This window comes from Candidatus Thermoplasmatota archaeon (genome assembly GCA_030018475.1).
In the GTDB taxonomy this organism is placed as follows: Archaea; Thermoplasmatota; JASEFT01; order JASEFT01; family JASEFT01; genus JASEFT01.
Map to the genome: position 1 here is coordinate 1 of JASEFT010000040.1, position 12,598 is coordinate 12,598.

Consider the following 12,598-nt stretch of genomic DNA (forward strand, 5'->3'; position numbering starts at 1 on the left):
TTTGGGCACAGGAATGCTATATTTAGAGAAAACCTCTTTTGCACGATATTCTAATAAATCCATTAATTTAGAATATCTTTAGAAGATTTTAGAGTTTTTGGAGGGTCAAACAGATTGAGCTTTCTCGTATAAAAGCGTAACTAATTTTTCCAAAGGTAGGGGGTTGATATCCATTAGGTTTTCTTTTCCTAAATAGATACCTCTCCTGGTGATGGGAATTGATTCCCGACAATGAAGATATAATTAGGAGATTAAAAACCTGTCGGGGAGAGGAGATCAAGTGGTATGGTGAGCTAGAAAAAGGGTTTGTAGAAGAGCTGAAAAGGCTCTCAGGAGGATTTGTAGATCCAGCAACTGGGAAATTAGTAACTGCAGCAGAATTTGTAAGCTGGCTGGATCTAGAGCGTTACCCCGAGATTTTTTCTTTGTATGACTCTTTTTACGAAGGGAGAGAAATGGCGTAGAGATTTTCCAGACCTAGCAATGATAAAGATGTATTCCGTTTTTCTTCTTAGGAAAATTTAATTGGGTAAAAGAAATGTGGGCACATCTTAGAGTAGGTCAAAAGGGTGCTTTTACTGCCAGAAATAGCAAGCTTGATTCTGTAAAATATTGTATCTCCATCCGCTACTTTCTTTCTGCTCATCCTGAGCAGCTCAGAGCCTTCTTCTATAAAGTATTCGTTCGCTACTGAGTATATAATCACATCTAGCAACTCATGACTGGTGTACTTGGCGTTGTAGTTCTCAGTTGCCGGAAAATTGCCGTATATGTAGCTTTGGATAGCTTTTTTAACTTCTTTACCTATTTTCTTATTGTATGTCGGAGAGATCATGTGGATCCCATCCCATATGGTCTCGTACGGCATACAAAATATTTAATTTATACTCGGAAAAACACCTTCGGAACTACTGAATACACATCTCCAGTTATTCGAGAATGATCACATCTTTTTGTTTTGATAATTTCTTGAAATGCGGGCAGCCGGATAGCAATTTTGCGTTGTTAATTTTAGCTGCTGCGTAGATTAAACAGTCCGTTGCTGGGAGTTTAAATTCTTTCTTTAATTCAACCGCCTTCGCCACAGTCCCTCATCAATATCAATTATTCGGTAGTGTGTTTTCAAAGATTTCAAGTAATTACCTCCTCGCTTCTCTCAATATACTTTTTAGCCCCCTCTCCAAGAATGCCGCCTTTAAAAAACTCTGTTAGCGCGAAGGAATCAATCAGTAATTTCATGCTCTTCCCCCTCGTGCATCTCTTTTAGCTTTTAGTTTGGATAATGCACGGGGAACTATTTAGAACAGCAGTAAGAAGAAAGAAAAAAGTAGTAAAACTCTTCTCGTCTAGCGCAGGAAGCCAAGAAAACTATAAATACCAATTACTACAATATAATTTATCGGAAGGGTCCCACCTAGGTGTTAGAGTCTCATCCCATCCCCTCTAGCAAAGCTAGGCACCCTTCCTTTGTTTTTTTACTTACTTTCCGATTGGTCTATGTATAATGTCCGGAATGGAGCTTTTCTTCCTTTTCTTTCTGTTAAGTTATTTCTTCCCTGTAATAGGCTCTCTCTTGTTAATTTGTAGTGGAGGTTTGATTTTATAAACGAGATGAGGAAAGGCGTAGCAACCGAAAATTTCTTTTAGGTACTTGTTCTTTACACTACAATAATGGCTCTACTACAACGTGTTAAGGGCACGAGGGATTTTCTGCCTAAAGAGACGCTCGAGCGCAGGTATATAGAGCAAAAAATGCGCGAAGTATGCAAAAATTTCGGGTATAGTGAAATATCCACTCCTATTTTCGAGCATGCAGATATTTTTGTAAAGAAGAGTGGCGAAGCAATAGTCAAGCAGATGTACACGTTCAAAGACAAGTCAGGCAGGAAGCTCGCGCTCAGACCCGAGCTTACCGCGCCTGTAATGCGATTTTATATCCAAGAGCTACAAGCTCTACCAAAACCTCTAAAATTATTTTATTTCGGTAGCTGCTATCGTTACGAAGAGCCTCAAAGAGCTAGATATAGAGAGTTTTGGCATTTTGGTGCTGAGTACATCGGTGGCGGTAGAGAAAGTGAAGCTGAGGTTATTGCACTTGCTAAAGAACTCCTTGAAGCAGCAGGAGTTAAAAACTACATTCTCAGAATAGGTCATTTGGGCGCTTTAAAAGCTATACTCCAAATTTATAAAATACCTGTTTCAAGACAGCCCTCAGTTCTAAGTTTGGTCGATAAAAAGGAATTTGATTATTTGCGTGAAGAAGTGGAAGGTTACGAGGAGCTTATAAGAGTACTGACTCAAGGCTCTGCAATTTTCGAAAATCAGCAATTACTTAGAAATGTAAGAATCAAGAATTCTTTAGCTGAGCTCAAAGCGCTGCTTGATATACTACCAGCCTTCGGAGTAACTGAAAATAACTATAATATTGATTTGAGCATAGCCAGAGGCTTGGCTTACTATACGGGAATGGTATTTGAAATAGACTGCAAGGACTTAGGGGCTGAAAAGCAGCTCTGCGGGGGAGGTACTTATAGGCTTGTAGAAGTTTTAGGCGGTGAGAAAATAGCTACTACAGGCTTTGCAATAGGCTTTGATAGAGTAATGCTAGCACTTGAATTGCAAGGTGTAAAATTGCCTGAGGAGCACGTTGAAATCTATGTTGTTCCTGTAGATGGTAACGAGGTGAAGAGAAAAGCTTTTGAACTCGCTACTAAGCTACGAAAAAGCAATTTCAGTTGCGATATTGATACTATTGGTAGAAGTCTAGCTAAAAATTTAACTTACGCAGATTCGATTAAAGCTTCTAAAGTTATATTGCTTGGCGAGAACGAGTTAGCGCAAAATTCTGTGATTATAAGAGATATGGCTACAGGAATGCAAGAGAAAGTAAACGTTAATAAGGTTGTAGAATATTTGAAAGGAGCGAAATGAAGAGCGCAAGCATCTTGGGCGCTAGCAAAAAAATAGCTAAACTTGACTTTTCAGTTTTACTTCTATTAGGTATTATCTTAGCAGCAATTTTTATGCCTTTGCATAAACTAATTGCAGCTCACGGCTACGAAAACTATGCATTCGCTTTATTAAGTATTGGGTTGTTTTTGGTAACTGTTTCTGTATTTAAATTAAGAGCTAAAATTTCAGATAGATTATTCACTTGCATGCTGTTTGCAGGCGTTGCTCTAGCGCTTGCACTGCCTCCTTTGTCACTATCTTTAAATGAGCTTTTAGGCGGTATAGGAAGTTATGGAATATACCAATATTTTTTGTTAGGACTTGCAACTTTATTGATAGCGTTCGGCTTGTTCGGAGTTTACGACAGAAAGCCTTTGATGCTATTAACGCTTGGCGCATTTGTAAGCTCAGTTGTAGGTGCGCGGTATAGTACCAATGAAGCGCTCAGCTGGTTTTTCTATACAGTAATAGTACTAACTACAATTTTCTATCTAATCCATTGGGGTTGCTTTGCTCCAGAGAGGCTTGCTACCAACCCAGCCCAAGCTCTCAGCATTGCCATTATAGCGCTTTTTGGATTGGTTTTAGCGCTGCACGAACTTTTACTTCCTAGGAATGTATGGTCTGTAGGGTTTTTTGTATTAGTTCTTTACTCCAGCCCTCTACTGATATTCTCAATTCTGCTCTTGCACAAGCCTGAGCTGCATTGGCTTAAAGAAAATTATTTTGTTGTAGGAGTAATGATATTTCTAGTTTTGAGCGCCTTCTTTCTAAGGACTTATTTTAATTTCGAGCCTGCTACAGGAAGAGGTTTTTCATGGGTGGGTACAGACCCTTATTATTACGGCAGGATTGTAGAGAATATAGTAGCTAAAAAAAGCCATCTAACTTATGACGAGCTTATAAATTATCCATCTTTAGGTACTAATCCAAGACCTCCTCTGTTCGGATGGTTCTCTTCTGTTCTAGGTTTGCTATTCACACCTTTATTTAATGGCGACTCTTATACCTCAGCACTTTGGGCACTTTCTATAGCCCCGGCGCTTTGGGGCGCTCTAACTGTAATACCAATCTACTATCTTGGCAAAGAGCTTTTCAACAGCAGGAAAGTAGGTATTATTGCTGCTCTCTTACTTGCAATTATGCCTGACCACATTCAGGGCACAGGATTCGGATTGAGCGATCACGATCCTTTCTACATGTTCTTTATTGTAGTAGCGTTTTTCTTTTTAGTTAAAGCTTTAAAATCACTTAACGAAAAGAAATGGGTCTCAAGTTGGCGAAAGCCCAAAGACATAAAGTTGGGTTTGAAAGAATGCATCAGAAATAACAAAACTGCTATTGGGTGGAGTGCGTTAGCAGCATTTTCTATGTTGACAGTCATGCTCACTTGGGAAGGCTATGTATATGTTTTCGGTATACTGCTTATCTATTATTTAGTCCAGTTAGTAATAAACCATATAAGGCATGAGGATTCGCTTGCTCTATCATTAGTTGTGCTCACCACTGTGATTATACCTGCAATTCTATCACCAATATCAGCGCCCTACTATCTTGGAATTACACTAACGGGCGTTCTTCAGGGCGCTATACCTTGGATTTGGTACTTTTTAATAGCGTTTCTGCTATTGAGCATTTTGTTCGTACCTACTCGAGATCTTCCTTGGGTGATATTCCTGCCTTCTCTAATTCTCGTAGGCACAGTCGGCTATTTTGCGCTCCAGCATTTCTTGCCAGGAATAGCTTCTACACTGTTGGGCGGTATGGGCTATATAATAAAGACAAAAGTTTATGGCACTATTGGCGAAGCTCAAGCTACAGATTTGAATAGATGCGTGTTTGCGTACGGAATAATCACTTTCTATTTAACGTTAGTAGCTCTTTTCATTCTAATTATTCATTACATTAAATCCTGGAAGAAAGATAAACTGCTGATTAGCGTGTGGGGCGCAACAGCTATTTGGATGACACTTTCTGCAGTGCGCTTCATGTTCAATGCTGTACCTATTTATGCGGTACTTCCTGCATGGCTGATATACGAAATCATAAAAAAATTAGATTTTAGAACGATGCATAAAAACGTTTACGCAATGCGCTATGAAAAGTTAAGAGCTTTAAGAAAAGGTATGAAATTAAAGCATGTAGCCTGCGTGCTCTTCGTTGTGTTCTCTGTAATGCTTCCCAACGCTTGGGGCGCAATTGATGCAGGAATACCTTACGAGAAGAAAGGATATTATGATAAAATGATCTACGATTGGCTGCCATCGTGGCTTAAGAAAGAATCTTATGTGGGGCTTCAGTATTTAGGCACTCACGGACAGAGCTATCTTGCAGATTATTGGTTCCATGGCTTGAAATGGCTTTCTACACAAGATACAGAACTGCCGATTGAAAGAAGACCTGCATTCATTGCATGGTGGGATTATGGTTTCCAGTGCGTTCAAGATGGCAGGCATCCTACAATTGCAGACAATTTTCAGAACGGCATACCGCCAGCAGGCAATTTCATCACAGCTCAGGACGAGACAAGAGCTATAGCGGTCTTCATTACAAGAATACTTTATGCGCAAAGGACTAGGGAAGGCAAGCTCAACGATAAAGTAAAAGCCACTCTGAGTGAATATTTAGGCGAGGAAAACGCACTCAAGCTAGAAAATATAATCACAAATCCTGATTATTATCTTTCAGAAGTTCTAGGCAATTTCGATAAATGCCATAAGCGTACTTACGATATTGCAGACAGGCAGCACAATGTAGGACTCCACAGCGAGAATACTATGTATGCAGCAGCAATGGTGTTTTTTGCTGAGTTTGATGATGCGTTGTTAGTTAAACTTTTGCATGAGCTCGAAGCTCTTACTGGTCATAGCATTCGTTACTTTGCAGCAGACCAGAGAATGTTTCCGTTCAACTGGGCTAATACAGGTATTTACTACGCTCCGACTGTGCTTAGCGATCAGGATGTGAACGAGTTTTTCGAAATTTTAATTCAAGGTGAAGTTGTTGATAGAAAGGGCGATAGAGTTGGAGATCCTACCGGGTTTATGACTGCGGAAGAGTTCAGTGAGTGGCGTGAAAGGATGTTAGAGAGGTACACTCGTGAATACACCCCAAGAGCTCTCGCGTATAAGCTAAAATACAAGGAGCCTTTCTTCAAATCAATGTTTTACAGAGCTTACATTGGCTATAGCGGTCTCGATGTAGGAATGGACATTGATACTTTCGGAATACCTGGTATACATCCGGAGCTTTCAGGAAGACCAGACTGGCTTGCAACACAGCATAATTTACTCCCTATGCCCGGCTGGATGCAAAAGCACTTCAGGGCTGTTTACATAAATCCAGGACTTAGAATAATGAAATATTACGAAGGCGCTAACATTACAGGAAGAGTCGTTACAGAAGAAAACAAACCCGTTTCAAATGTACATGTTACTGTAATTGACGATTTAGGAATACCGCACGATAGAGTTTTGACCGACAGCGAGGGCTACTTTAAACTCACAGCACCTTTTGGTATGCCTGAAAATAACTATACAGTTACAATCGTAGCTAGTATTGGCGAGCTTGACGAGCTTGGCGAGAAAATAACGCAGACGAGCAATTCCCAGCTTAATACTACAACTCTTAGAATAACTTACGAAGAAGCTCGTGAAATGAAAAGTATTGAGCTTAATTTTACAGTTAAATCGTGCAGTTTAAGTGGAAATGCTGTTTGGGATGATGACGAAAGCGCTATTTCTAACTGTACTGCTATTCTAAGAAAAGGTGATAAGAATTTTACCAATATAACTTTGCAAGACGGCTATTACGAATTTAAAGGACTGCCCCCAGGCACATACCAAGTATTTTTAAATTTGAGCTCAACTTTAAGAGAGCTTGATATTGCGAAGAGCTTGGAGTTCAGCTTGCCCGGGGAATCTAAGACTGAAGAGCTCAGAGTAAAGCCATGCACTGTCAATTATACAATTTACTATGATAACAATACCATTGCAAATGCATCTTGCAGTTTATGCGATTTAACAAATAATACTTATTATAACGAGACTGCTGTAAATGGTAGCTTTAAAGTTAACAAACTCCTTCCAGGAAGGTACAACATCACTATTTATCAGCCAGGCTACCTTAAAAGCGAAGAAAGTTTCGAACTTTTATACGGCGAGCTAAGGAACAAGACTATTACTCTATACTCAAGCTCTAAAATTAACGGCACTGCTTATATTGCAAATAAAAGCAAGCCAGCTACTTACGCCGCTATAAGATTCAAAAATTTAGAGACTAACAAAGCCGAGAAAACAGTTACCTGCGAAAATGGTTCGTACGAAATTGAATTAAAGTGCGGTAGGTACTCAGTTAGTGCACTGCATACTGATGAAAACGTTACATGGATTTATCACGCACTGGTAGTTTTTAACGAGTCTTACTATATGCATGACATCTGTTTGGAGCAGGCTGCAAAACTATACGGCAAAGTGCTTTTAGAAGGTAATGGAGCGAGTGGCGCACTGGTTAATTTTACATCAGATAGCTACAATCTTACAATTAAGAGTAATTCTACAGGCTATTACGAAGCTTATTTGAGCGAAGGTAACTATACTATTATCGCTCACCATACATTTAATGAGTCAACTTTCGTACATTGCGAGCGCGTGAGCATTTCAGCAGGAGCTTATTTAAATAGAGATTTGAAGCTTGTAGAAGGAGTGAAAGTTTACGGGATAGTGCACTACGACGTTGACGAAACTAAAGACAAGCCTATCAGAAATTTGGTGCTCAAATTCAGCTCTGAAAACGGTACTTTAGAGACTACAAACTTAGAAAATTACAATGTTTATTTAATAGGCAATAGAACTTATAATATAGAGCTTGATTTTAGCAACGCTGATTTTAAAGAAGATTGTTTTAATCTTACACTCTTCAATCGTACACTCTACGTCACCGAAACCAGGAATGAGAGCACCGACAGATTAGAGCCTCTCGAACACAACATTTTCTTAAAGCCTAAAAATGCAAGCCTCGTTTTGAATATCACTTGTGAGAAGCCAGTAGCAGGGCTCAATATTACTATATTTTTGAATGCAACCGATGATGTTGCACTTTCTACAAATATTACTCTTAATATAACTGCAGAAGCTATAAATTATACTTTCGAGTTAAATCCAGGAAATTATTACATTGCCGTAAATTACAGTAGTATCAAAAACGAAGCGCTGATAAGGTACTGCTATAATGAGTCGTTCAATATTGAGCTCGGTACAAACGAAACTTATCATAATATCACGTTAGAAAAAGAATTAAAGGTCAACGGTACAGTGTGGTTAAATACAACTGACGAGAACAGAACGCTTCCCAACATAACTTTAGAATTTAAACTTATAGACGGTACTTGGGACACTACAGTTTTAGTTGACGAAAATGCTAGCTACGAAGTTTGGCTTAAGGAGCGTAATTACAGTATATTTGCAGAGTACATTTTAGAAAACATTACCTATCAAAATGGTAATGCAACTTATCAAAACATCACTTATCTTTGCCTAGATTCTCTCAATGTATCTAAACATAACTATACAAAGAATATAACTTTGGTAAAAGCTTGGGAAGTTAACGGTACTGTTTACTGGGCTGAGAACGAAACAGTGAAAGAGTCTGTTACATTAACATTTCTGCACGTTGTTTCAAATATTACAAGAAATGCAAGTGTAGAGAATGGAAATTATACAATCCTTTTGCTACCTGGCAAATATCAAGTTATTGTAAATCATACTGAAGAGAGAGACTATGGTAATTTAACTTATACATGTGAGGAATTGCTAGCGGTTTCGCAAAATAAATTTTATAATATTTCAGTTAATCGCGAAATTGTAATAAAACTAAGAGGTCTTGCCAAATATAAGGATACAGATGGCAAAGAGCAGGTTATTAAAAACATTGAGCTTTTAATTACCAATACAACTTCAAATATAACATACAACACAACAACAGACCAAAATGGTAATTACATTATTTACTTAGCGCCAGGTGAGTACAATATTAGTGCGAAGAGGGCAGGATTTGAATTTTTCAGCACAATATTTAATGTAGGCATTCAAAATTACGAGAAAGATCTCTATCTAAGTATTACTAACATAACTCTTGTTGGCTTCACTTATTACGATGAAAATATGAATAATGTTTTTGAACCTGGCGATTTCGTAATACCAAACGTAGAAATAGAATTTATAAGCAAGGAGCTCAAAGTTAAATCAAACGCTACAGGCTTTTATAATACTTCCCTGCAGTTTGGGCTCTATGATATTCATGTGTTCTATGCTACTGCTTGGGGCGATGCCTACGGAGCTCTCGACAAACTAGAAATCACTCCTGATAATATAACTGCTGAAGGAGAATATCTTCGCAATATCAGTATGACCAGATGCTTCAGAGTTTACGGCATAGGTTACTATTACAATCTTGAAGGAATCTACAAGCAGGCATCGCAAAATAATATTTCACAAATTGTAAATATTTCCATTAACGAGCTTAAAAATATAACTTTGGACGTTGAAGGCTGCTATCAAATAATTTTGCCTAAAGGCGAGCACCGTTTCAGAGCCAATATCACTACATTCGAATACAACATGAATGTTACCTACACTTGTGATGAAATTATAAATTTAACGAAAACGTTCGAATTCAATTTGAATTTCACGATACCTGCAAATGCAACTCTTACTTGGAACGAATCTGAGCTCGCTACTATATCGCAGAACGAAACAACTCAATATAACATCACAATAATGAACACAGGTAATTTAGAAGATACTTTTGTACTTGGCTTTGAGCCTCCCGAAGAGCTGGGAGAAGGCTGGAAAGCGGAATTTAATATTTCTAATATAACTTTAAAGCCTCGTGAAGTTGGTAGCTTCATGGTTAATGTTACTTCAGGCACTAGAGCGAAGGCAGGTAATAATACAGTAAAGATAACAGCTACTTCCGGTAGGGATGTTACAAGGAAAGCTTCTGTAGATACTGTTGTAAATATAAAGCAGCTCTACGGATTTAATATAAAATGCGAGGAATTTGAAAGAGGAATACACTGGAATTATACTAACAGCACTACTTATTCTATTAAAGTATTTAATGAAGGCAACGGTATCGATTCTGTTAATTTTAGTTTAGAGGATGTCCCATTGAGCTGGAATGCTAGTTTAGATAAAGACTCGGTTATATTCCAAAAAGGCTATGACGAGCAAGAAATTAAGCTGACAGTTACCTCTCCTCTCAACGCATCGGTTGGTGAGAGAGCAACGATCAAAATTATAGGTAAAAGCTATTGGGAAGATGGTAGCCAGAGAAATATTAGCGCTTTAAACGTTACTGCAATTGTCTCTCTGCCTGACTTAGCAATTACTAAGATTGCGCTTTCTAATTCTCATCCGGCGCCTAACGAAACTGTAACTGTAAATATCACTGTAGAAAATCTAGCAATTGTAGATGCAAAAGTAGAAGGAGATTTCAAGCTTAACTTCTATGCAAATGGAGAGCTCATCAATACTACGACAGTACCTGAATTAGCTGCAAAACAAAATATTACCTTTTCATTTAATTGGACTACGCCTACGAGCTCAGGCTGGTATAATTTAAGAGCTGATGTATTACCGGCAAACGAAAATGTTACGTTTAATGAACTTGATAAAGGGAATAATGCTGTTACAATAAGAGTATTAGTTGGCAAGGAAATAACTTACTGGCGTGTTATTGCATTTGTTCTTGGTATTGCTACTTTTATTATTGCGCTCGCTCTCTGGCGAAGAATTAGGAGAAGGAGATAGTGGCCAGTAGTAGGGTGGCTAGAATTCCGACTACCTTCCTCTTGCTCTTTCAATCAAAGCTCTTAACTCTTCCTTATCTCTATAGCCAGTAAATGCGATAAAAGGCTTTTGAGCTCTGTCAAATACTGCAACGAAAGGCACTGCATCTATGCCTATTTTAGCAGCTAACTCTACTTCTTTATCTACATCTATCCTTCTCACAGAAACATCTTTATCTTTTACTCTATCCAAAGCTTCACTCAGTAGTTTACAAGGCGGGCACCATTCTGTATAGAAGTCAATTATTGTGATTTTGCCTTTCTCAACTAATTGCTGAATTTTAGGCTCTTTAACAGCTCTTTCTAATTTTGCTCTATCTTGCTCCATCTTTATTTTAACCTCACTTTTACAAACAGTCCGCATAAACATTTATTTTGTTGCTTAATTTCTTCAAGAGCGTAAGCGCAGGGACATATAGTAGAAGGGCTTTTTACTCTTCTGCAAGGACAATACCCTTTATTTTTCAGTATCGCTTCTATTAACTTCGATTTTTGCGCACTAAACCCAATCTCATGCTCTTCTGCAAATTTTTCTAGTTTTGCAATCAATTCTTCTTTTTCCATTTTAAGTCAAATATTGCGCTTGCCATCAACGGCAGCAGTACAGTAGCATCGCCTTCTACAGTAATATGCTCAGCTTTTTCTTTAATTTTACCCCAAGAAATAGCCTCTGTAGTTCTAGCGCCGCTCAAACTACCGTCCCATTCAACTGCAGTTGTAATATAGATTGCGTAATCTAAACCTTTTCTAAACTGGTTCCACCAAATAGTATGATGCTTGGAAATACCTCCTCCTATTATTAGAGCTCCAGTCCGTTTCGCATTAAATATCAATTCGCAGAGGTCTTGCTGATCTTTAAATAAGGCGATCTCAAAATTTTTATGTTCTTGCCAAAATAGCCATAGCTGCGAGCCTAAAGCGCCGTCAAATATGCCTGGAATAAACACAGGGATTTTATTTCTATAGCACCAGTAAATTATAGAATTTTTGTTTTTTATTCTTTTACCTAATTCCCAGATAAGCTCTTTAGTAGAAAGTTTCTTTTGCTTTCGCCATATCTCTTTCAAGACAGTCTGAAGTTTATTCTCCAGAATTTTTCCGTAACTATCAAAAGGTATTAAAATATTGCCGAGTCTGTGAGTTTTCGTCCTGTGCAGTTGTGCATCATCCATCGTAAAATCGCCTTGATAATAACTTTTCCAGCATCTTGCGAGGTCGTGGTCTAAGCTCCCGCATGTGGTTATGATGGCATCTACAAGTTTTCGCTTAGCTAGCTCTCTAATTACTCCTCTACAGCCTGTAGCAACAATATTGGCAGTGAAAGACAAAAATTTCAAGCATTTTTTATCGAAGAGCATTTTATTCAATATTTCGCAGGCAGCAGCAAGTTTTTTTGCGGTAAAGCCACCTGACAAATCAAATTGTCTTATAAGCTCTTTCACAGTTTGATTTCTGGCGAGCTTTATATCTACTACTTCTCTCATTTTTCTAATCCCTCTCTAAAATATTTAAGTTAATAAATTTTTTACGAATTTCGTGTAAAACCCTGGCATGCTCAATGCAATGATTCTTTAATGCATCAAACTTGCGCTGCTGCCAAAGCACCAGAGCATTTTCTCCAGCCTTATATTCTATCGCTAAATATTGGCAAAGTTCTTTGAGAGCTCTTGACTTTATTAAAATATTATTCTTTGCTACAGCATATAAATCCAGATGTTTTAAAGGTAAAGTAAAATTTTTTTTAAATCTAGCAAGCTCTTGTAATAAATTAAGCTCTATGAGTCTAGTAACGAGCAT

At 38.1% G+C, this 12,598-nt stretch carries 9 protein-coding genes; 3 read left to right on the forward strand and 6 right to left on the reverse strand.

The genetic code is table 11. The features are described from left to right. Positions 1-218 precede the first annotated feature (218 nt). Positions 219-464, forward strand: coding sequence for a hypothetical protein (locus QMD21_05760; GenBank protein ID MDI6856270.1), 246 nt, complete (start codon positions 219-221; stop codon positions 462-464). Positions 465-511: 47 nt separating this feature from the next. Here the strand turns inward: QMD21_05760 and QMD21_05765 are convergent, their stop codons facing one another. Both QMD21_05765 and QMD21_05770 read right to left on the reverse strand, forming a co-directional pair. Continuing rightward, positions 512-868 (reverse strand): hypothetical protein, encoded by a 357-nt coding sequence (locus QMD21_05765; GenBank protein ID MDI6856271.1) that lies wholly within the window; start codon positions 866-868, stop codon positions 512-514. A 61-nt stretch (positions 869-929) separates the two neighbouring features. Next, positions 930-1,085, reverse strand: a complete 156-nt coding sequence (locus tag QMD21_05770; protein ID MDI6856272.1) for a hypothetical protein — start codon at positions 1,083-1,085, stop codon at positions 930-932. Between the two features lie 586 nt (positions 1,086-1,671). Here QMD21_05770 and hisS point away from each other — a divergent pair. Both hisS and QMD21_05780 read left to right on the forward strand, forming a co-directional pair. Next, positions 1,672-2,931 (forward strand): histidine--tRNA ligase, encoded by a 1,260-nt coding sequence (gene hisS / locus QMD21_05775; GenBank protein MDI6856273.1) that lies wholly within the window; start codon positions 1,672-1,674, stop codon positions 2,929-2,931. Beyond that, complete coding sequence (locus tag QMD21_05780; GenBank protein MDI6856274.1) at positions 2,928-10,763, forward strand: STT3 domain-containing protein; 7,836 nt, start codon at positions 2,928-2,930, stop codon at positions 10,761-10,763. Before hisS ends, QMD21_05780 begins: the two co-directional genes overlap by 4 nt. A 30-nt stretch (positions 10,764-10,793) precedes the next feature. Here the strand turns inward: QMD21_05780 and QMD21_05785 are convergent, their stop codons facing one another. The 4 genes from QMD21_05785 to QMD21_05800 form a co-directional block, all read right to left on the reverse strand. Further along, positions 10,794-11,129, reverse strand: a complete 336-nt coding sequence (locus QMD21_05785; protein MDI6856275.1) for a thioredoxin family protein — start codon at positions 11,127-11,129, stop codon at positions 10,794-10,796. Positions 11,130-11,131: 2 nt separating this feature from the next. Next, on the reverse strand, positions 11,132-11,365 hold the full coding sequence (locus QMD21_05790) for a ferredoxin-thioredoxin reductase catalytic domain-containing protein (GenBank protein ID MDI6856276.1): 234 nt from the start codon (positions 11,363-11,365) through the stop codon (positions 11,132-11,134). After that, the gene (locus tag QMD21_05795; protein ID MDI6856277.1) at positions 11,347-12,285 is read right to left on the reverse strand and encodes a deoxyhypusine synthase; all 939 of its coding nucleotides are present in this window, start codon (positions 12,283-12,285) and stop codon (positions 11,347-11,349) included. The genes QMD21_05790 and QMD21_05795 overlap by 19 nt, the downstream gene beginning before the upstream one ends. Before the next feature lie 4 nt (positions 12,286-12,289). Then, the coding region (locus QMD21_05800) for a hypothetical protein (GenBank protein MDI6856278.1) at positions 12,290-12,598 on the reverse strand (309 nt) is incomplete at its 5' end.